Source organism: Staphylococcus sp. SUC_1.2, from assembly GCF_026222585.1.
The window spans coordinates 64,557-85,126 of record NZ_JANJPM010000007.1 but is presented as its reverse complement, the minus strand read 5'-3'; the positions used below and the strand labels follow the sequence as shown (position 1 = coordinate 85,126).

22 protein-coding genes are annotated in these 20,570 nt (G+C 30.4%); 5 read left to right on the top strand and 17 right to left on the bottom strand.

All coding sequences use genetic code 11. The annotated features are described in order from the left end of the window. Positions 1-10: 10 nt before the first annotated feature. The 3 genes from NR218_RS04050 to NR218_RS04040 are packed head-to-tail and all read right to left on the bottom strand — an operon-like array spanning position 11 to position 2,042. Positions 11-544 (bottom strand): acyl-CoA thioesterase, encoded by a 534-nt coding sequence (locus NR218_RS04050; protein ID WP_017175224.1) that lies wholly within the window; start codon positions 542-544, stop codon positions 11-13. Positions 545-576: 32 nt separating this feature from the next. Next, positions 577-1,824, bottom strand: coding sequence for an aminopeptidase (locus NR218_RS04045; protein ID WP_017175225.1), 1,248 nt, complete (start codon positions 1,822-1,824; stop codon positions 577-579). 11 nt (positions 1,825-1,835) lie between these two features. After that, positions 1,836-2,042, bottom strand: coding sequence for a DUF1128 domain-containing protein (locus tag NR218_RS04040; protein ID WP_002450082.1), 207 nt, complete (start codon positions 2,040-2,042; stop codon positions 1,836-1,838). Positions 2,043-2,183: 141 nt separating this feature from the next. On the opposite strand from NR218_RS04040, the gene NR218_RS04035 reads away from it, so the two are divergent. The 3 genes from NR218_RS04035 to NR218_RS04025 all read left to right on the top strand — a co-directional run bounded on the left by NR218_RS04035 (position 2,184) and on the right by NR218_RS04025 (position 4,229). Continuing rightward, positions 2,184-2,648, top strand: a complete 465-nt coding sequence (locus tag NR218_RS04035; RefSeq protein ID WP_017175226.1) for a low molecular weight protein-tyrosine-phosphatase — start codon at positions 2,184-2,186, stop codon at positions 2,646-2,648. A 5-nt stretch (positions 2,649-2,653) separates the two neighbouring features. Beyond that, positions 2,654-2,935, top strand: a complete 282-nt coding sequence (locus NR218_RS04030) for a hypothetical protein (RefSeq protein ID WP_002450075.1) — start codon at positions 2,654-2,656, stop codon at positions 2,933-2,935. Positions 2,936-3,026: 91 nt separating this feature from the next. After that, positions 3,027-4,229 (top strand): YihY/virulence factor BrkB family protein, encoded by a 1,203-nt coding sequence (locus NR218_RS04025; RefSeq protein WP_017175227.1) that lies wholly within the window; start codon positions 3,027-3,029, stop codon positions 4,227-4,229. 78 nt (positions 4,230-4,307) lie between these two features. Here NR218_RS04025 and vraR read toward each other — a convergent pair whose 3' ends face one another. The 5 genes from vraR to map all read right to left on the bottom strand — a co-directional run bounded on the left by vraR (position 4,308) and on the right by map (position 8,507). Continuing rightward, complete coding sequence (gene vraR / locus NR218_RS04020; RefSeq protein WP_002450048.1) at positions 4,308-4,937, bottom strand: two-component system response regulator VraR; 630 nt, start codon at positions 4,935-4,937, stop codon at positions 4,308-4,310. 1 nt (position 4,938) lies between these two features. Then, on the bottom strand, positions 4,939-5,973 hold the full coding sequence (locus NR218_RS04015; RefSeq protein WP_017175228.1) for a sensor histidine kinase: 1,035 nt from the start codon (positions 5,971-5,973) through the stop codon (positions 4,939-4,941). Next, on the bottom strand, positions 5,970-6,671 hold the full coding sequence (gene liaF / locus NR218_RS04010; RefSeq protein WP_017175229.1) for a cell wall-active antibiotics response protein LiaF: 702 nt from the start codon (positions 6,669-6,671) through the stop codon (positions 5,970-5,972). Before liaF ends, NR218_RS04015 begins: the two co-directional genes overlap by 4 nt. A 20-nt stretch (positions 6,672-6,691) precedes the next feature. After that, entirely contained in the window at positions 6,692-7,078 is a 387-nt protein-coding gene (locus NR218_RS04005) for a hypothetical protein (protein WP_049335625.1), read from the bottom strand. Positions 7,079-7,754: 676 nt separating this feature from the next. Next, entirely contained in the window at positions 7,755-8,507 is a 753-nt protein-coding gene (map, locus tag NR218_RS03995; RefSeq protein WP_061544444.1) for a type I methionyl aminopeptidase, read from the bottom strand. 173 nt (positions 8,508-8,680) lie between these two features. Here map and NR218_RS03990 point away from each other — a divergent pair, with 173 nt between their 5' ends. After that, the gene (locus NR218_RS03990; RefSeq protein WP_017175232.1) at positions 8,681-9,670 is read left to right on the top strand and encodes an FUSC family protein; all 990 of its coding nucleotides are present in this window, start codon (positions 8,681-8,683) and stop codon (positions 9,668-9,670) included. 44 nt (positions 9,671-9,714) lie between these two features. Here the strand turns inward: NR218_RS03990 and NR218_RS03985 are convergent, their stop codons facing one another. Both NR218_RS03985 and NR218_RS03980 read right to left on the bottom strand, forming a co-directional pair. Beyond that, positions 9,715-10,434 carry a type 1 glutamine amidotransferase gene (locus tag NR218_RS03985; RefSeq protein ID WP_019835589.1) on the bottom strand — a complete coding sequence of 240 codons (720 nt, stop codon included), beginning with the start codon at positions 10,432-10,434 and terminating at the stop codon, positions 9,715-9,717. A gap of 2 nt (positions 10,435-10,436) precedes the next feature. Continuing rightward, positions 10,437-11,747 carry a Mur ligase family protein gene (locus NR218_RS03980; protein WP_019835588.1) on the bottom strand — a complete coding sequence of 437 codons (1,311 nt, stop codon included), beginning with the start codon at positions 11,745-11,747 and terminating at the stop codon, positions 10,437-10,439. A gap of 239 nt (positions 11,748-11,986) precedes the next feature. Between NR218_RS03980 and NR218_RS03975 the strand changes: the two genes are divergently transcribed. Continuing rightward, positions 11,987-12,544, top strand: a complete 558-nt coding sequence (locus NR218_RS03975) for a 3'-5' exonuclease (protein WP_017175235.1) — start codon at positions 11,987-11,989, stop codon at positions 12,542-12,544. Positions 12,545-12,571: 27 nt separating this feature from the next. On the opposite strand, the gene dinB is transcribed toward NR218_RS03975, so the two are convergent. From dinB to gatC, 7 genes are all read right to left on the bottom strand, one after another. After that, positions 12,572-13,642 (bottom strand): DNA polymerase IV, encoded by a 1,071-nt coding sequence (gene dinB / locus NR218_RS03970; protein ID WP_017175236.1) that lies wholly within the window; start codon positions 13,640-13,642, stop codon positions 12,572-12,574. 108 nt (positions 13,643-13,750) lie between these two features. Then, positions 13,751-14,299 carry a DUF3267 domain-containing protein gene (locus NR218_RS03965; RefSeq protein ID WP_017175237.1) on the bottom strand — a complete coding sequence of 183 codons (549 nt, stop codon included), beginning with the start codon at positions 14,297-14,299 and terminating at the stop codon, positions 13,751-13,753. Between the two features lie 136 nt (positions 14,300-14,435). Continuing rightward, a complete protein-coding gene (rlmD, locus tag NR218_RS03960; RefSeq protein WP_049417206.1) occupies positions 14,436-15,797 on the bottom strand; it encodes a 23S rRNA (uracil(1939)-C(5))-methyltransferase RlmD in 1,362 nt (453 codons plus the stop codon). 131 nt (positions 15,798-15,928) lie between these two features. After that, positions 15,929-16,849: a diacylglycerol kinase gene (locus NR218_RS03955; RefSeq protein ID WP_017175239.1), complete on the bottom strand. Its 921-nt coding sequence runs from the start codon at positions 16,847-16,849 to the stop codon at positions 15,929-15,931. Between the two features lie 313 nt (positions 16,850-17,162). Beyond that, the gene (gene gatB, locus NR218_RS03950; RefSeq protein ID WP_017175240.1) at positions 17,163-18,590 is read right to left on the bottom strand and encodes an Asp-tRNA(Asn)/Glu-tRNA(Gln) amidotransferase subunit GatB; all 1,428 of its coding nucleotides are present in this window, start codon (positions 18,588-18,590) and stop codon (positions 17,163-17,165) included. 12 nt (positions 18,591-18,602) lie between these two features. Continuing rightward, positions 18,603-20,060 (bottom strand): Asp-tRNA(Asn)/Glu-tRNA(Gln) amidotransferase subunit GatA, encoded by a 1,458-nt coding sequence (gatA, locus tag NR218_RS03945; protein ID WP_048761656.1) that lies wholly within the window; start codon positions 20,058-20,060, stop codon positions 18,603-18,605. 1 nt (position 20,061) lies between these two features. Beyond that, positions 20,062-20,364 (bottom strand): Asp-tRNA(Asn)/Glu-tRNA(Gln) amidotransferase subunit GatC, encoded by a 303-nt coding sequence (gatC, locus tag NR218_RS03940; protein ID WP_002450027.1) that lies wholly within the window; start codon positions 20,362-20,364, stop codon positions 20,062-20,064. Positions 20,365-20,570 lie beyond the last annotated feature (206 nt).

The window sequence follows — 20,570 nt, the reverse complement described above, 5'->3', positions numbered from 1 at the left end:
ATTATAAATCTTAAATATCTTCTATGTGCTGTGCTTCAGATAAAAATTCAATGGTTTTTTTACTTTCTTCACGTCGTTCTTTTCTTCGTTGAACACGTTTTGGTGCTCCTTCATAGAACCACTTTTCTATTTTAGTTTCAGGGTACACTTTAGGAATACGTGTTGGTTTTCCATTTTCATCTAGGGCAACAAATGTTAAAAAGCTCAATGCTGCTAAATGTCTTTCCTTATTTAGCACATCTTCAATAATAATTTGCACACAAATTTCCATTGAACTTGATCCTGCGTAACTTACCATTGCTTCATAAGACGTAATATCCCCTGTTTTTATAGGTCTTAAAAAATCCACCGAGTCAGTAGAAGCAGTAACCACTTGTGCATTCGCATGTTTCATAGCTGTAATTGCAGCTATTTCATCAATATTAGCCATCAATGATCCACCAAACATTGTATGGTGATGATTGGTATCTTGAGGAAATACTTGTCGTGTTTTAATACTTTTTGATTCAGACATAGATTTTTTATTAACTTGAGAATTTGACATACTTTATTTCTCCTATTCCTAATTTAAATGAGTTATTGTGCCCAATTCCCATTTTCGAAAACTAATTCTTTAGAGCCGTCTTGTAAAATACCATATATCGTTAGATCTGAACTTCCAATCATAAAATCCACATGAACATTAGAATCATTTAACCCACTTGCTATTTTTTCTTCAGTAGACATTTCTGTGCCACCTTTAATATTAAACCCGTAGGCTGAACCAATAGCAAGATGACAAGATGCATTTTCATCAAATAGAGTATTATAAAAGATAGTATTACGATTTGAAATTGGCGAATCATCTGGAACTAGAGCAACTTCTCCTAATCGCTTAGAGCCTTCATCTGTGCTAATTAAATCTTTTAAAACTTCTTCACCTTTTTCTGCTTTAACATCGATAATTTCACCATTTTTAAATGTTAAAGTGAATCCATCAATAATATTACCATTATAACTTAATGGTAATTTATTAGTTACATAGCCATCTACATGATTTCTATCTGGTGCAGTAAATACTTCTTCCGTTGGGATGTTAGCAATAAATGGTTGTTGATTTCCATTTACATAGCTTGTTGCATCTTCCCAAATATGTCCTTTTGGTAGTCCTACTGTTAAATCAGTGCCTTCAGACATATAATGTAATGCCTTATAATTTTTTTCTTGAAGTTTATTTGCATGTACACTTAGAGATTTCACATGTTGCTCCCAATTTGTGATTGGGTCATTTCCATCCACACGTACAATTTCGAATACTTCATCGATAAATTGACTGTATGCTTCTTCTTCAGGCAAATTAGGATATACACGTTTTGCCCATGCTTTAGATGGAAATGCAGCTACTACCCATGGAAATGCATTTTTTTGGCTACCTTCCATATACCCTTTGAATGCTTGTCCATAATTAAACTGAGACGCTTTTAATTTTTCTGCATCAATGCCATTTAATAAATCTGGATCACCGGAAATAAGTGCTAAATTCGCTGCTCCTCTACGAGCATAATCCATACGCTCTTCAACATCATAAGCTTTAACAGCATGATTTTCAAAATAATCAACAGCTTCATTTTCATATTTTAAGCGTTCTAAAATAGGATCTGTATATACCACTCTTACATCTGAAGCGCCTTCTTTATAGGCTACTTCGACAATTAAGCGCGTTAATTCTATAGTTTCTACAGAAGTTCTTATAAACACAGGTTGATTTTGTTGAACGTTCATACCTACCTTTACTAATAATTCTGCATATTGTTTTAATTTGTCTTGATAATCTTGATTGGCCATTTAAATTCTCCTTACTCGTGACGTAAATTACCTAATTCATCAGCAATTGCTGTAATTTCACTTGGTGAAAATGAATCTTTAGACATAACAAAATCATGAATGTCTTTAATATCCTTTGTATCTGTATCTTTAAATTTTTCTGGATTAATTAAAGATTGATTTACAATATTTAATTTTTTTCGAATATTTTTAATCATTTGTTCATTATTCTGTGCCATTTGTTTCACCTCTTTATTATCATATTTTATCAAAGTATAAAAATTTATTAAACTTTTATAGAAATTAGTAAAATTATGGCTTTATAAATGTTAAAAATAACTATAAAATAGTTTATATATTAAAGTTTGGAGGAGTACAAGATGGTAGATGTAGCTTTTGTATGTCTTGGAAATATTTGTCGTTCTACAATGGCTGAAGCAATCATGCGTCAACGATTAAAAGAACGCGGTATTTCTGATGTTATTGTACATTCTAGGGGTACTGGACGTTGGAATTTAGGTGAACCTCCTCATCAAGGTACTCAAAAAATTCTGAAACAACACCATATACCTTTTGATGGTATTGTTAGTGAATTATTTGAACCTGATGATGATTTTGATTATATTATCGCTATGGACCAAAGTAATGTGGATAATATTAAATCAATTAATCCCAATCTTAAAGGTCAATTGTTCAAATTGCTAGAATTTAGTAACATGGAAGAGACTGATGTGCCTGATCCTTATTACACAAATAATTTTGAAGGTGTATATGACATGGTACAATCATCTTGTGACAATTTAATAGATTTCATCGTTAAAGATACTAATTTGAAAGAGGGGTAACTAAAATGGAAAACAAATTTGTTCCAGGTATTATTATTGGTGCTATCGTTGGTGGAGCTGCTACTTTAGCAGATAAATCAACACGTAATGCATTAGTACAATCATTCAAAGACATTAAAGAAGGTAATCGTTCTCGTAAACCTTCTAAAATTACTTCAATTAAAAATGAAGTATTGTATTGGAAAGATACGATCGAAGAAATTCGTCGTAATAATCCAGAATTAGAAAAATCAATTAAAGATGCTAAAGATACATTTGTAAATCGTAAAAACAATCGTCTTAGCTAATCAAATATAATTGACAGAAAATAAAGGCAAAATTCCTTTTTACTTAGGTAGTTTTGCCTTTATTTTAGAATTAATTTTTAAGGAGACGTCTATGTCAAAAAAAAATCAATCAAACTCTAAGTACCTTAACTCTATTAAGGAAAAAGAGACAGAAAATAAAGAGAAAATAAAGGTTGATCGTACATACGTAGAACCTCAGGAATTTCAATCAAAGAAGCCTAAAAAAGATAAACAAGTTTTTTTCGTTTCTAGGTTGAATAAACCTGCAAAATACACTAAAAATTCTAATTTTTTATCTTATCTTATTTATCGTATTGGTAAAGATGATGCTTCAGGTTTAGCGGCTCAAATGACGTATCACTTTGTATTAGCTTTATTCCCAATGTTAATCTTTTTATTAACTTTATTACCATTATTCCAAATTGATCCTCAGCAAATTAAAGACTTAGTTAGTCAAAATGCTCCTGCTGAGACTGCTGACGTTGTTACTAAAATTTTTAAAGATATTACAAGTAACTCTAGTGGTAGCTTATTATCAGTTGGTTTGATTTTAGCTATTTGGTCAGCATCAAATGGTATGACAGCAATTATGAATTCATTTAATGTTGCTTATGATGTTGAAGATGCTCGTAATCCTATTGTTCTTAAATTATTAAGCATTTTGTTTACAATTGTTATGGCTATTGTATTAGCTATAGCTCTAACATTACCTACATTTGGTAATTTTATTAAAGATCATCTATTTGGTCCGTTAGGTTTAGATCAACAAGTCGCTTGGATATTTGATTTAGTGCGTATATTGTTACCACTTATTGTTATTATTATTTTATTCTTAACATTATATTCAGTAGCACCTAACGTTAAAACTAAGTTTAAATCTGTATATCCTGGTGCAATCTTTACTTCTATTGTATGGTTATTAGGATCATTTGCATTTGGTTGGTATTTATCTAACTTTGGCAACTATTCTAAAACATATGGTAGTCTTGCTGGAATCATCATTTTATTACTATGGATTTACATTACATGTTTCATTATCATTATTGGTGCTGAAATTAATGCAATTATTCATCAAAGACATGTCATTAAAGGTTCTACACCTGAAGAAGCTGCCTTAAAACATGATGATAATAATGAAAATCATTACAATGAGAATACAAAATATGAATACGATTCTACAGCATCATCTAAATATGAAAAAAATTATGATGTGGATCCTACACCCAATGATAAACATAGTGAACAAGACTCTTTTGTTGATAAAATTAAAGATAAATTTGATAAAGATAAATAGCTATAGAAAAGAAAACTTTTAACGAAAAACCTCCTTATGAGATAGTCATTTTTTGACTTCTTTATAAGGAGCTTTTTATTATTGAATTAAATTATGTTGGAATGCATAAATAACCGCTTGTGTTCTATCTTGTACCTCTAGTTTACTTAAAATATTACTCACATGTGTTTTTACTGTTTTAATTGTAATATGTGAAGCACTGGCAATTTCTTGATTAGAATAGCCTTTAGCAATTAATAACAATATTTCCATTTCACGTTCAGTGAGCATTTCATATAATTCTGCTTTCTTCTTCATTCTATTTCTCATTTTTACTAAAACTTCTGGCTCGAATACAGATTCTCCACGATATGTTTTTCTAACTGCTTCTGCAATATCACTGGCACTTGTCGTTTTTAATATATAACTATCAACCCCTGCATCAAGTGCTCTATATACTTCTTTATCTTCTATAAAACTTGTTAACATGACTACTTTGATATGAGGCAAATCTTTTTTTATTTGTGTCGTCGCTTCTACACCGTCCATATCATTCATTAACAAATCCATTAAAATTAAATCAGGATTTAACGTATGTGCTTTTTCAATTGCCTCTTTTCCTGATGATCCTTCTCCTACTACTTCAATATCAGATTGAGTAGATAAATAACTTGAAATACCAATTCTAACCATTTCATGATCGTCTACAAATAATACTTTAATCGTCATATTAACCCTCCTCTTTCGTTAAAGGTGCTTTTACCTCTATTCTAGTTCCTGAATCTGGTAGAGATACGATATGAAACGTTGCACCTATTTCTAATGCACGTTCTCTCATATTTTTCAATCCATAACTTTGTTCTACTTTTTCATCTACGTTAAAGCCTTTACCATTATCTTGAATTCTTAATAATAAATAATCTTGATGATTAAATAATTCGACTGTCACTTTAGTTCCATCAGAATGTCTTAATGTATTTGAAATTGCCTCTTGTGTAATTCGAAATAGATGATCTTCAATTCCTTTAGGCACTTTAAAATCTTGTATATCATAAATGACTTTCATAGGTACTTTCTTTTGTAAATCAATGACTAAATCTTTAATACCTTCCCCTAATGATTTATCCTTGAGTCCTAAAGGTCGCAAATGTAGTAACAGCGCTCGCATCTCTAATTGAGATTCTTGTATCATTTTCTCAAGTACTGGAATTTGTTGGTTAAGGGGTGGTTCTAGTTCTGTTTCTTTTATCGCTGATAACATCATACTTGCTGCGAAAAGTTGTTGACTTACTGAATCGTGTAATTCCCTTGCTAAACGCTGACGCTCATCTTCTATAATTTTTTTTACTTTAATGTCATTCATATTGTAGTTTTCATTTGTTAAATTTTGAGTTTTGATTCTTAATCGCTGTAATTCTTGATTTAAAGGCACTAACATTTGATAAATATCAATTGTTTCATTATATAGTTCTATGTTTTTATCATTAATACCTACCGTTTCACCTTCAATGGCGTGTTCAATTTGATTCTTTATCCAATCATTTTGCTGATTTATTTTATAAGCTAATACAGAGCCAACGATAATACAAAGTAAAATAATCACTAAATTAAGAAATAGAAACACAGGTATACCAAATATTTGAGTATAGAACATTCCTTGAAAATATATAATATTTACAAAAACTTTATCTATAAATAAAAACGCAGTTAGCATGCTATACACTAAAATAAGCATGGATCCTATTGCTCTTAAATAGTGATTCATCGATAAATCACCTCAACATCACCAATAAATGTTGATACATATATATTTACACTATAATTTTCTTCTTTCGGTTTTTCTTCTACTTGGACATGATTATTTTCTACTTTATATGCTTCTCCATTTATATAAGCGGTACCATAAAATGATGCCATGTGAAGATTAATATTATAATTAACTGGAACAATCAGTTGTACTTTACCTAAAATATGTCTAACTACAATCGTATTATTTTCTTTGATGTTTGCTGCTTTTGTCATATCAATATGAATATCTCCAACCCCATGTTGAATTTGCACATCTTCCCATTTATATACATATACTGGAGTACGTTGTTCACCTAGCCAACGTTGTTTAATAAATTGAGGAGAGGTCACTTCTTCTTCCGAGGCCACAATCTTCAAAGGTTTAAATTTAAAAACTAAGTATCTAATAATGATTATTACTAAAAATATAAATAAAATAATAATCGTATATTTGTTGGATAACAAGGTAAACGCTATGAGTAGTGCTCCTATCCAAAACGCCAATAACCCTCTTACTTTATGAAAGTAAAGGTACCCTACATAAATTAATATACATCCTAATAATAAAATAAATAAATATCCAATTTTTTCAAAAAAGATGTAATAAAAGTTAGCGATAATCATTAGCGCTGTAAAAATAATTAATAATTCAGTAGATATATATTTACGTGTCAATGTGTCCCTCCTGATTTTAATTAAGCTACATAACTCATTTGTTCAATTATTGCATATTGTTCTTCTGCAGCAATACGTTCTTTCGTACAACGATGAATATTAGCTTCAATTTTGGCATAATATGCTTCAAATTTATCTAAACGTTGTTTTAATAAATCTATTTCATAATTATGAACTTCCTGAGCATTCTTTATATTATACATATTTATCATATCAATATACTTATTCTCTAGTGTAGCAGATAAACTGTCAATTAAAGTATTGATTTTTTCTTTTTTATTTTTTAAATATTTTATATATCGTTCCATACTCTGAAGCTTATCATCTAATAATGAACGATAATCATTAATATTATTTTTTATAATTATTTTTAAAAAGTGTTGTAAATATAAATCTAAATAATTCATAGAACCACCTCGTTGTTTACTAAACTTTATTATAAATGAGTGGAATCTTACTTAATATAGTCCTAGGAACCATTTTCTTCTCATACTTAAGTACGATTAATTTTAATTTAAAAATAAGGATATGAGTTGAATACTATTGAAAAGAGTGATTTAAGGTGGTATCCATATATCTTAAACATTTTTTACTTCACATGTTCAAATTTAGTTTTTCATTTATCGCTGATACTAACTATTTATTATTTGGTGTTGTGTTTTTAAAGTCTATTCTTTTAGGTGTTTCAGTAAAATGTGTATTTTGTAATATTGTTCAGTCGATTCGCTTTGACTAATTAAGCTATTTTTTGGTAGCTTTATTTTTGATTACATGTTTTATGTCCACTCTTATTTGGAAATTTGGCAAAGTAGAACAACGTTGGTCATAAAAAAGCCTAAGACATCATTGTTGTCTTAGGCATAGAAATTGTCTTTTTTCACTTATCCAGAAACTTTATGTTCCGGACTCTTTTTAATATACTAATAATTCTTGAAAATACATTTTATCACAAGTTTTTTCAACATCATCAGAGACTCCAAATTCCAACATAGAAATGTTCTTTATGGAACATCTCTATGTTGGGGAATCATTGTCAGTGTGGGACGACGACATCAAAATGACTTCTTTTCAACTTCATTTTTCTTAATCAATTTTTGTTGTTAAAATCGGGCCATCTTTCGTAACAATGACAGTATGCTCAATTTGGGCCACAAAGCTTTTATCTTTAGTTTCAAATGCCCAGTCATTTTTGCCTTCAGTAACAAATGTTGCTTTAGATGAAATAAAAGGTTCTACTGCAATGACTACGCCTTCTTTTAAAAGCGTCTTATCTTTAGGATCATAATAATTCATAACATGACTTGGCGCTTCATGTAAAGATTGTCCTACACCATGGCCTGTTAAATTTTTAATAACAGTTAAATCATTTTTACGTGCTGTAGCATGTACTGCTTTACCAATATTACTTAGTTTTGTACCTGGTTTTACTTTAGCCATTGCTGCATCAAATGCTTCAAGTGCTACATCACATACTTTTTGTTTTAAAGGGTTATCCGCTTCTCCTACTACAAAAGAAATGCCAGTATCTGCATAATATCCATTTTTTAATGCTGAAACATCTATATTAACTAAGTCCCCTTCACGAATAATACGTTTACCAGGTATTCCATGAGCTACTTCTTCATTAACACTAATACAAGTTTGACCTGGGAATTTTTCATCATGAATAGGTGCTGAGATTGCACCATGTTCTTCAAATAATTCTTTAGCGATATTGTCTAATTCTTTTGTAGTAATCCCAGGTTTAGTTGCTTCTTGCATTGTATCTCGCACTTTTGCACATATATATCCTATTTCTTTTAACGCTTGTAATTCTTCATCTGTTTTTACAATCATATTATCCCGTTCCTTTTTAAAAAATATTCCACCTTATTATACCAAAAATTTTTTGATATACTAAATAAGAAATGTAATATCTACTGACTTGATGTCTCACTACATCAAACTTGATATTAAACTTATTCTAACATTATAATCATCACGTTCGTTCTTTGAGAGGATTTAACAATATGAATCAATGGTATAAACATATTATAGGCGCTAGAACAATAAAAACGGGTCTAGCTACTTTTCTAACAACTTTATTTTGTTTACTATTAAACTTAACTCCTATATTTGCTATTTTAACAGCAATTGTTTCGATTGAACCAACTGCTAAAGCTTCTTTACGAAAAGGTTATCGTCGACTTCCTGCTACCGTCATAGGTGCATTGTTTGCAGTTATTTTTACTTATATCTTCGGCGATCAATCTCCATTTACTTACACCTTTAGTGCTATTTTTACTATTTTAGCGTGTACAAAATTAAATCTCCAAGTTGGTACAACTGTTGCAGTATTAACTTCAGTTGCTATGATACCTGGTATTCATGAAGCCTATCTTTTTAATTTTTTCTCAAGACTCTTAACAGCTTTAATTGGTCTAGTAACTGCTGGATTAGTAAATTTTTTCGTATTACCGCCTAAATATTATCATCAAATCGAAGAGAACTTAATTCATTCAGAAAATAATTTGTATGAACTATTCGCTTCTAGATGTCATGAATTATTATTAGGAAAATTTGATTCAGATAATAGTAATACATCATTAGCAACCTTATCTGATATGAATAAAAAAACAGATACTTTAATGAATTATCAACGAGATGAATTACGCTATCATAAAAATAACGAAGATAAATGGAAACAATTAAAAGATATGTCAAATAGAGCATATATTGATAGACTTCTTGCTACACATTTATCAAATATTATTTATTTACCAAAAAACGTAAATATTTGTTTTACTACTGAGGAAAAAATGGCAATTATAAAAATTAGTAATAGTATCAACAATATCCCTTTAGATGGAGTTTTTAAAAGAGAATCTAAATCTATATCTACTTTAAAATCTTCAGTCAAAATACTAGAAGAATTCGATAAGAATCAAATTAAGAGTCATGTTATTTATGAAATTTTACTTATCTACAATTTACTAGATAATCGATTTGTTAAAGCATAAAAAAACGTTGGATGAATTGAAATAATTCAAGTCATCCAACGTTTTTATTCTTTTTCTGAACGTTCAATAATAACATATTTCGCCGCTTCTTCTTCAGTGTTATCTAATTGTTTTGGTGTAAATGGAATTCCTTTACGTTCACATGCCTTCTCTAATAAATAATCAGTAAGTTCATGATTTTTCGGTAATATAGGCCCATGTAGGTAAGTTCCTAATAAGTTTTTATAATGTATACCTTCTTTTTTATCATCATCATTATTACCATACCCGGTTACTACATGACCCAGTGTATTGAAATTATGATATGTACGACCACCGTGATTTTCAAAACCTACTATTGTTCCAAATGTATCACTTTTAATTACGATATCCCCTGTTAAACGATCTGTTTTTGATTTTGTATAAAAGTCTAAAATTCCAAGTCCTTCTAACTCAGTACCATCAGGGGTAATATATTTAGTACCTAAAAATTGATATCCACCACAAATGGTTAAACCTGGCATTCCATCTTCTATTGCATCTTTTAATATGGTTTTAATTTTACTTAACTCTTTAGTAGCGATACTTTGTTCTCTATCACTACCCCCACCAATAAAGAAAATATCGCATTTTTCTAATGTAACTCCTTCAGTTTCATTAATTTCGATAACTTTTAAATTAATATTGCGTTTTTTTGCTCTCTGTTTTAAAGCAATAATATTTCCTATATCACTATATAAATTTAATTTGTCCGACATAAAATGAAAAACTGTTAATTCGTACATATCTAACGTCCTCCTGCAAATGAGCGATTAAGTTGTTCTAACATAGGTGAAAGTGACGTATAATTTGGAATCGCTACTGTAAAGCCTGGATAATTCATAGTTAAAGCTGTAGCTTTATAAATATCTTTCTCTAAAATAATTGGAACATCTACTTCAGCTAATTTCAGTCTAAGTTGTAATTCTTCTGCTCTTGTACCCGTTACAATAATTTTTTCTATATTTTGATTACGTAACTTTTCAAAATCCGCATCGTAAATCCAAGATGTATCTCTGCCATCAGCAGCATTATCATTCAGACTGATAACATATACTTTTTTTTCTTTAAGTTGATGTCCGACTGATAGACTCACATTCATGCCAGCAGGATTTTTAGCTAAATTAATCATTGCTTCTTTTTGACCACGCTTAAAGTATTGCATTCGACCATTATTTGAAGTGTATGTTTTAAATCCTTTACGAATTGCATCATTATTTAAGCCTAACTCTTTTAATACTGAATATGCAGCAAGTGCATTAAAAGCATTAAAATCACCAGCAATTTTCATTTCAAAGTGCGCATCGTTCACATCCATATCAATAAATGGTTGCACCTCAAATTGTGAAACTTCATATTTAGGTGTTTCACGCTTAAATCCACATTCACAATGATAATGTCCTAATTGATTATAATGGGTATAATCATAAGTTAATAATCTACCACAATTCGGACAATATTTACTTTCATTCATAGTACTTTGTTCAAATTCATGTGCATGGGCTTTCATTCCGTAATATACAATTGTATCACTCGCTATTTTCAAACGACTTACAAATGGATCATCGGCATTTAAAATTAATTTAATCCCTTTATTACTAATTGATTTTGCAATATTATTAACCATAATATCAATTTCACCAAATCGATCCATTTGGTCACGAAAGAAATTAGTAAATACCATCATTGAAGGTGTAACTTCTTTTAATACTTTTGGAATTGAACCCTCATCAATTTCAATGACCGCTACTTTAATATCTTTTACATTTTTCATGATGAATGCCGAAGTAATTCCAGCAGCCATGTTAGCACCTTCATTATTATGTATAATTTCAATATTATTTGCTTTTAAAGTGTGCCCAATCAAATTGGAAGTTGTTGTTTTACCATTTGTTCCACTGATAAAAACAATATCATCAACTTGTGAAGCTAACTTTCGTAAAATATTTTGATCTACTTTGCGAGCAATTTGACCTGGTAAATCAGTTCCTTTTTTTCCTGCTGCGATACTTATCTTGCGTGCTAGTTTAGCCAAGTGTGTTGCTGTCCATTGTCTCATGTCTTTCCTCCTCGCATAATTCACTCGAGTAATTATATCATGTATCTAAAGTAACAAAAAATATTCTCAATTAAAAGTAACAAAATACACTTCTAATTATAACTTTTTCACTTTAAATTCCGTATCTATTTTTTACTCTGTTATCTATAGATTATGAAAAAAGCAATTATTTATATTTAAATCGTACTTTCTGTTAAACTGTGAATAATTCATTTTAAATATTTAGAAAGGAATATAGAATGCTTAAAAATTCATTTATAGCTTTGGATTTTGAAACTGCAAATAAAAAAAGAACAAGTATTTGTTCTGTTGGCATGGTAAAAGTAGTAGATAACGAAATAGTCGAAACGTTTTACACGCTTGTTAATCCTCATGACTATTTTTCGGAAACAAATATTCATGTTCATGGTATTCATCCTGAGGATGTTAAAGGTGCGCCAGATTTTAAAGAAGTCTTTCCATATATGTTGCAATTTATAAATCAATTACCCGTAGTGGCACATAATGCTGCTTTTGATATGGGTGTATTACATCAAAGCTTAAAACATTTAAACATAGCTGTTCCCTCACTTACCTATTTCTGCTCATATCAACTTGCTAGACGTACGATCAAAGCTTATCGATATGGATTAAAACATCTAATGAACCATTACAACTTAAATTTTCATGGCCATCATGATGCCCTGAATGACGCAAAAGCTTGCGCAATGATTACTTATAGATTATTAAAACACTATGATAGCTTACAAAGTGTGCTTCAATTTCATGGTAAAAATTTAAAAGATAGAAATAGATAATTTAAAACATCTTATCTATTTCTATCTTTAAATGAAATCATAAATGGTCATATTTTGATATGTTGATTGCTCTAGATGACCTACTGTAACCCCAATTAATCTGATAGGTACATCAGGGTCTTTTAATTCATGATATAAATCATAAGCTATATTATAAATATCAATGTCTTTACTTACCGCTTCTCTCAAACTTCTTTGTTTAGAATAAGTTTCAAAGCGATGCGTTTTAATTTTGACAGTAACTGTTGTGCCAGACTTTTGCAATTGAGTTAATCGTTCAGATGTTTTACGAGAAAGTTCCCATATTTTTTGTAGAATCTCTTTATCATCATTAATATCTGTTGAAAAAGTACGTTCGGTTCCTACTGACTTACGAATCCTACTTGCTTTTACTTCACTATCATCAATGCCTCTTGCTTTTTGATAAAGTCCTCGTCCTTTTTTTCCAAACCAGCGAATCAATTCAAATTCCGATTTGCTATATAAATCTTTACCAGTATAAATATCATGTTCATGCATGATTTTTTTAGAAGCTTTTCCAACGCCTGGAAAATCACCTATATCTAAGTTCATTAGTATGTCATGCACATTCTGATAATGAATAACCATCATTCCATTAGGCTTATTCATTCCACTAGCTAATTTAGCTAAATATTTATTATAAGAAACACCAGCAGAAGACGTTAAACCTGTTTTATTGAAGATATCTTTACGTATGTTTGAAGCAATTTTTGATGCTGATCGATGAGGTTTAACTAAATGAGTAATATCTAAATACGCTTCATCTAGTGCTAAAGGTTCTACAATTTCAGTATACTGTTTAAAAATTTCCATTATCTTACTTGAAACTTCACGATATACATCAAATCTTGCTCTAACATAGTACCCATTTGGACATAGTTTATGTGCTTGCGACATAGGCATTGCTGAATGAACACCATATTTACGTGCTTCATATGAAGCGGTTGAAACGACTCCTCGATGACTTGCTTTTCCACCTACAATGACAGGTTTTCCTTGTAATTTAGGATTATCTCTCATTTCTACCTGAGCGTAGAAACAATCCATATCAATATGAACGATTCTCCTTTCTGTCATTGTCTCACTCCTTTTTAAATAAAATAAGCCTCAATACTATTATACTGCACCCTAAAAGAAAACACTTTATAAATGCATTTATAATAATATTAAGACTTATGCAGATGTTTATTCATAATCATTATTTATAGATATAGGCAAATGATGATACATAAAGATACCTTCATCAGTAGAACGAATATATTTAAATTTGTTAATAATTGTTATACCTGCTAGATATATATCAATCAAACAATATCCGATGTGTATGCTTGATATAAATATAATAGAAGAGTAAGCAAAGTGGTAAAATGAAATCATTAACCCTATTGTAATGATTACTAATGGTGCAAGCATGACTGCACAAAATTGCCATTTATTAAAGTATTTAGATGACAAATAAATGAGCAAAATTCCATTTTTATATTTAAATTGTGGTTTCTGTCCTTTAGAAAAAATAAAAAATAAACATTTATGTATTAATTCGTGAATAATTAATACTCCAATAAAACCAAGTATTCCATAAATGACATTTGTCAAAAAACGTTGTTCAATAATATCAACATAATTAACTGCCCACTTATATGTAAATAAAATTGCAAATAACATCATAACAACTTGAATGGTAAGTAATTTTGATATTTTGATTCGATTGTGTGATAAATCAATTTTGTGCATCTGTCAACCTCCACTCATTTCACTAAAACTCTTTCATAGTATACATGTAGAAGTGTTAGAATGAAAGCGATTATAAATAACTTAAACCCTTTGTAATCTTATTTTAATAAACTTCTCCTCATTTACTTTAATTTAATTACACTGTTTTTCTTTCGAATAAGGCCACAGTTTCAATATGTGTTGTATGTGGAAACATATCGACTGGTGTTATTTCTTTTAAATGATATAGATTAGCTAAAAGTTGAGCATCTCTTTGTTGTGTTGAAGGATTACATGAAATATAGATAATGCGCTTAGGGGCTAACTCTAATAATGTTTCTATAAAGACTTGATCGCATCCTTTTCGTGGAGGATCGACCATGATAACATCAGGTTCTATTCCTTTTTGTTTCCATTCAATTATCACTTCTTCTGCTTTACCACATTCGAACGTTGTATTATCAAAATGATTAATTAAAGCATTTTGCTTGGCATCTTCAATAGCTGATGGCACAATTTCGACACCATATACATGTTTAGCCACTGATGCCATGTAAAGCCCAATCGTTCCTATACCACAATATGTATCTAAAACAATTTCATTTCCACTTAATTGAGCATAGTCAATAGCTTTCTGATATAATTTTTCTGTTTGAACAGAATTAATTTGATAAAACGATTGATCACTAATTTCAAAAATAGTTTCACTTAACTGATCTGTAATTTTATCTTTTCCATATAAAGTCATCGATTGCTTACCCATTATGACATTTGAATGTGAATTATTAATATTTTGTTTAATACTTGTTATGTCAGGATATACCTCTGTTAGTCTATGTACTAGCGTTTCAGCTTCTTTAAATTTAGAACCATTTGTTACAAATATAATCATAACTTCATTTGTATAATGACTTGTTCGAATGACTACATGACGTAATAACCCTTTTTTATTTTTTTCATTATAAATGCTTACATTCAATTCATTTAACCACTGTTTTATATCATTCATTAGTTCTTGTTGTTTTTCATCTTGAATTAAGCAACTATCCATATCAATGATGTCATGACTTCTTTGACGATAATATCCCATTATCGTTTTATTATTTTTATCTTTACCTACAGGAAGCTGGGATTTATTTCTATACCGCCATGGATGATTCATACCAATAGTATCGTGAATCACTGTTTCCTCTAATTTCGCCTTTTTATGAAATAAATTAACAACTTGTTGTTTTTTCATTTTTAGCTGAGATTCATAAGACATATGTTGTAACTGGCATCCTCCACATTTCTCATAATATATACAAGGAGGTGTTACTCTTTGCTCACTTTGTTTTAGTATTTTTAATAGTTTACCAATAGCAAAGTTTTTCTTTACTTTAATTACCTTAAACTCTACTTCTTCATCAATTAACACATTAGGAACAAAAATAGGATAACGATCTAATTTAATCACACCATGTCCTTCATGCGTTAAATCTATCACTTTTCCTTTTATTACATCATTTTTATTAATCATCACTATTATTTTTTCACTCCATATGAAAAAGAGGTACGTATAACTTCTTACCTTTTCAAACTAGAAATTATAGATAACCTCTTTTTAACTTCTTATTTCATTTTCCCTAATTCGTTTAATTCTTAAATACTTTAATGATTTTCAGATATCTCATCATTATAAATATCTTTAGGAGTACAAACTTCAATATGCTGTTTTAAATTTAAAAAGTTTGCAGGTAATTTACCACCATATTCTCCATCTACATTTAATTGCATATCTGTAAATGATGAAATATTAATTGATTTTGCTTTTTTATATATTACTTTAGGATGTTTGGTATGTTCACCTCTAGAAGCTAATGTCATGATATGGCCTAATTCAGCTAAGTTTGCTTTCTCAACGATAATTAAAGTATAATACCCATCATCTAACTTAGCATCAGGTACAAGTTTTTCAAAGCCTGCCATTGAATTGGTAAGCCCTAGTAAGAATAATAGTGCTTCCCCTTGGAATACCTCATTATCATATTCAATTCTCAAATCGACTGCCTTCATTTGCGGCAACATTTCGAAACCTTTTATATAATATGCAAAAGGTCCAACAATAGATTTTAAGCGACTAGGTGTTTCATAGGATACTTGCGTGAGCTTACCTCCAGCAGCTAAATTTATAAAATATCGGTTATTCATTTTTCCAATATCTACTTTTGTCGTATGACCTTTAATAATAACATCTACTGCACCCATAATATCATTTGGTAAATGTAAAGCTCGTCCAAAATCATTCACTGTACCCATAGGTATAATACCTAATTTAGGTCTATTGGGTTGTTCAGCAATTCCATTTACAACTTCATTTAAAGTGCCATCACCGCCAGCGGCTATAATAATATCATAGTTTTGTTCAAGTGCACGTTCCGCTTCAAGTGTAGCATCTCCTTCTCGTTCAGTTGCATAAGCACTTGTTTCATAACCTGCACGTTCTAATTTTATTAAAACATCTGGTAAAGTGCGTTTAAATAGCTCCTTTCCAGAAGTTGGATTATAAATGATTCTTGCTCGTTTTCTCATAAGTTATCCCTCTACTTTTTATTACATAACACTATATTAAATGATTTATGAATGAGTTAAAAGTATTTATACCCATTCTTTTAAATTTTTGTAGGTATCATTTTGTTGTACAATTGTTGTAATAAACTAACCGAAGTAAAGAATATCTCATTCTTTTGACACTAGGAACAAACTAAATACTTTGCTTATCTATCCTATTGAAATCCAATATCCTTTTCTTTAGAAATATGAATAAAAAACTGTTCACAATCTCAAACACTTTGTGAACAGTTTAGCTTAAACTTATATTTAATACCTCATATGAGATGAGCTATTATCTTTTATCCAATTCTTGTTTTAATAATTGATTGACTTTTTGAGGATTAGCTTGACCTTTTGAAGCTTTCATAATTTGACCCACTAAGAAGCCCATAGCTTTGCCTTTACCATTTTTATAATCTTCAACAGATTGTGGATTATTATCTAAAGCTTCATTAACAAATTTTAATAGTGTAGCTTCATCTGAGATTTGAACTAAACCTTTATCTTCCATAATTTGTTTAGCATCTCCACCATTTTCAGCTAATTCTGGGAATACTTTTTTGGCAATTTTACTACTCATTGTTCCATCTTCAATAAGCTTAATCATTCCAGCAAGATTTTCAGGAGTTAATTTTGTATCTTCTAAATCTACTTGATTTTTATTAAGATATTCATTAACGCCACCCATCAACCAGTTAGATGTTAGTTTAACATCTGCGCCATGTTCAATCGCACCTTCAAAGAAATCAGACATTTCTTTAGTAAGGGTTAATACATGTGCATCATATTCAGGTAAGCCTAGTTCATTAACATATTTAGCTTTACGTTCGTCAGGCAATTCTGGAATGGTTTGTCGCACACGTTCTTTCCACTCATCATCGACATATAAAGGTACAATATCTGGTTCTGGGAAGTAACGATAATCATCAGAACCTTCTTTAACTCGCATTAAAATAGTTTTACCAGTAGATTCATCAAAACGACGTGTTTCTTGACCAATCGTACCACCGTTTAATAATTCTTCTTCTTGACGTTTTTCTTCGTATTCTAAACCTTTTCTAACATAGTTAAATGAGTTTAGATTTTTCAATTCAGTTTTAGTACCGAATTCTTTTTGACCGTAAGGACGTAATGAGATATTAGCGTCACAACGTAGTGAACCTTCTTCCATTTTACAATCAGATACACCAGTATATTGGATAATTGAACGTAATTTTTCTAAATAAGCATATGCTTCTTTAGGAGAACGAATATCTGGTTCAGATACAATCTCTATTAATGGTGTACCTTGACGGTTTAAGTCTACTAAAGAGTAACCATCTTTATGAGTTGATTTACCAGCATCTTCTTCCATATGAAGACGAGTAATACCAATACGCTTCGTTTCACCATCAACTTCAATATCAATATATCCATTTTCACCGATTGGTTGATCAAATTGAGAAATTTGATATGCTTTCGGATTATCTGGATAAAAATAGTTTTTGCGATCAAATTTAGAATTTGTAGCAATGTCCATGTTTAGAGCCATTGACGCACGCATCGCCCAATCTACTGCTCTTCTATTTACAACAGGTAAGACACCCGGATAAGCTAAATCAATAACATTAGTGTTTGAGTTAGGTTCAGCCCCAAAATGCGCTGGTGATGGAGAGAACATTTTTGAGTCTGTTTTTAATTCAACGTGAACTTCAAGTCCGATAACTGTTTCAAAATGCATTATTTCCACTCCTTATAATTTTTCGTATGCGTCGTGTAAGTTAAATTGTGTTTCATATTGATATGCCACACGATATAATGTTTTCTCATCAAATGGTTTACCAATAAATTGTAAACCGATTGGACGTCCGTTTGATTGGCCACATGGCACAGAAATGCCAGGTAAACCAGCTAAGTTAACAGGCGTAGTTAATAAGTCATTTGCATACATTGTTAAAGGATCATCAATTTCTTCGCCTAAATTAAACGCTGTTGTTGGAGCTGTAGGTCCTACAACAACATCATAATTTTCGAATACTTTATCGAAGTCATTTTTAATTAATGTTCTAACTTTTTGAGATTTATTATAAAATGCATCATAATAACCAGAACTTAATGCGAATGTACCTAAGAAGATACGACGTTTAACTTCGTCTCCAAAGCCTTCAGAACGAGACATTTTGTATAATTCTTCTAATGTTTGCGCTTCTTTTGAATGGTAGCCATAACGAATACCATCGAAACGTGCTAAGTTTGCAGATGCTTCAGATGATGCAATTACATAATAAGAAGGAATACCATATTTAGTGTTTGGTAATGATACTTCATCAACTTCTGCACCAAGTGACTTTAATGTTTCTACTGCTTGTTTTACAGAGGTTTTTACTTCCTCACTAACACCTTCTCCTAAGTATTCTTTAGGAAGTGCAATTTTAAGACCTTTGATATCTTTACCAATTTCAGAAGTAAAATCAACGTCTTCAACCGGTGCACTTGTAGAGTCATTTTTGTCTGCACCTGCAATTGCTTCTAATACCATCGCATTATCTTTAACATTACGAGTGATTGGCCCAATTTGATCTAATGAAGATGCAAAAGCAACTAAACCAAAACGTGATACACGGCCATATGTAGGTTTCATACCTACTACACCACAATATGCAGCTGGTTGTCTGATTGATCCACCAGTATCAGACCCTAAACTAAATGGTACTAGTCCTGCTGCTACTGCTGCAGCTGAACCTCCAGAAGATCCTCCTGGAACTGCTTGATGATCAAATGGATTGACAGTTTTTTTGAAATAAGATGTTTCTGTAGAACCACCCATTGCAAATTCATCCATATTTAATTTGCCGATTAACACTGCATTTTCTTGATGTAATTTATTCATCACTGTTGATTCATAAATCGGTACAAAACCTTCTAACATTTTACTTGCACAAGTTGTTTCGACATCTTTAGTGATAATATTATCTTTAATTCCCATTGGGATTCCAAATAATTTACCTTCAAATTGATCTTTAGCTTGTAACTCATCTAATTCTTTAGCTTTTTTAATTGCATTTTCTTTATCCAAAGCTAAAAATGATTTAATTGTTGGATCTGTTTCTTCAATAGCATCATAAATATCTTTAACTACTTCAGAAGGTTTAATTTTTTTACTCTTAATCATTTCTGAAAGTGTTTCAACAGATTCATAACGAATACTCATCTTAAGCGTCCTCCTCATTCATGATAGCTGGTACTTTAAATTGACCGTCTTCTGTTTCTTTCGCATTTTTTAATGCAAGTTCTTGAGGAATACCCTCGATTGCTTTATCATCACGTAACACATTTTGTAAATCTAAGACATGATATGTTGGTTCCACACCTTCAGTATCTGCTGAATCATTTTGCTTTGCAAAATCTAAGATACTTTCAAGTGTATTAGCCATTTCTTCAGTTTCTTCAGGAGAAATTTGAAGTCTTGCTAAATGTGCTATATGTTCAACTTCTTCGCGTGTAACTTTAGTCATTATTAAAAAAGCCTCCTTATTACTCATTCATCATAAAATTGTATCAAATTTTCAGTTAAAAATCTAAATATTTATTATACTCAGTGTATTAACTATTCTTAGCAAAGTTAAGTATTAAAATAACTTTCTTATGTAACTCATTTATATAGTTATCTATAAATATACATTAATTTCTATTAATAATTTATTAATATTAACGTTATATA

Bases quoted from the DNA above. Each gene is read 5' to 3' on its own strand.
- NR218_RS04050 (WP_017175224.1), bottom strand. From the start codon at position 544: ATGTCAAATTCTCAAGTTAATAAAAAATCTATGTCTGAATCAAAAAGT.
- NR218_RS04045 (WP_017175225.1), bottom strand. From the start codon at position 1,824: ATGGCCAATCAAGATTATCAAGACAAATTAAAACAATATGCAGAATTA.
- NR218_RS04040 (WP_002450082.1), bottom strand. From the start codon at position 2,042: ATGGCACAGAATAATGAACAAATGATTAAAAATATTCGAAAAAAATTA.
- NR218_RS04035 (WP_017175226.1), top strand. From the start codon at position 2,184: ATGGTAGATGTAGCTTTTGTATGTCTTGGAAATATTTGTCGTTCTACA.
- NR218_RS04030 (WP_002450075.1), top strand. From the start codon at position 2,654: ATGGAAAACAAATTTGTTCCAGGTATTATTATTGGTGCTATCGTTGGT.
- NR218_RS04025 (WP_017175227.1), top strand. From the start codon at position 3,027: ATGTCAAAAAAAAATCAATCAAACTCTAAGTACCTTAACTCTATTAAG.
- vraR (WP_002450048.1), bottom strand. From the start codon at position 4,937: ATGACGATTAAAGTATTATTTGTAGACGATCATGAAATGGTTAGAATT.
- NR218_RS04015 (WP_017175228.1), bottom strand. From the start codon at position 5,973: ATGAATCACTATTTAAGAGCAATAGGATCCATGCTTATTTTAGTGTAT.
- NR218_RS04005 (WP_049335625.1), bottom strand. From the start codon at position 7,078: ATGAATTATTTAGATTTATATTTACAACACTTTTTAAAAATAATTATA.
- map (WP_061544444.1), bottom strand. From the start codon at position 8,507: ATGATTGTAAAAACAGATGAAGAATTACAAGCGTTAAAAGAAATAGGA.
- NR218_RS03990 (WP_017175232.1), top strand. From the start codon at position 8,681: ATGAATCAATGGTATAAACATATTATAGGCGCTAGAACAATAAAAACG.
- NR218_RS03985 (WP_019835589.1), bottom strand. From the start codon at position 10,434: ATGTACGAATTAACAGTTTTTCATTTTATGTCGGACAAATTAAATTTA.
- NR218_RS03980 (WP_019835588.1), bottom strand. From the start codon at position 11,747: ATGAGACAATGGACAGCAACACACTTGGCTAAACTAGCACGCAAGATA.
- NR218_RS03975 (WP_017175235.1), top strand. From the start codon at position 11,987: ATGCTTAAAAATTCATTTATAGCTTTGGATTTTGAAACTGCAAATAAA.
- dinB (WP_017175236.1), bottom strand. From the start codon at position 13,642: ATGACAGAAAGGAGAATCGTTCATATTGATATGGATTGTTTCTACGCT.
- NR218_RS03965 (WP_017175237.1), bottom strand. From the start codon at position 14,299: ATGCACAAAATTGATTTATCACACAATCGAATCAAAATATCAAAATTA.
- rlmD (WP_049417206.1), bottom strand. From the start codon at position 15,797: ATGATTAATAAAAATGATGTAATAAAAGGAAAAGTGATAGATTTAACG.
- NR218_RS03955 (WP_017175239.1), bottom strand. From the start codon at position 16,849: ATGAGAAAACGAGCAAGAATCATTTATAATCCAACTTCTGGAAAGGAG.
- gatB (WP_017175240.1), bottom strand. From the start codon at position 18,590: ATGCATTTTGAAACAGTTATCGGACTTGAAGTTCACGTTGAATTAAAA.
- gatA (WP_048761656.1), bottom strand. From the start codon at position 20,060: ATGAGTATTCGTTATGAATCTGTTGAAACACTTTCAGAAATGATTAAG.
- gatC (WP_002450027.1), bottom strand. From the start codon at position 20,364: ATGACTAAAGTTACACGCGAAGAAGTTGAACATATAGCACATTTAGCA.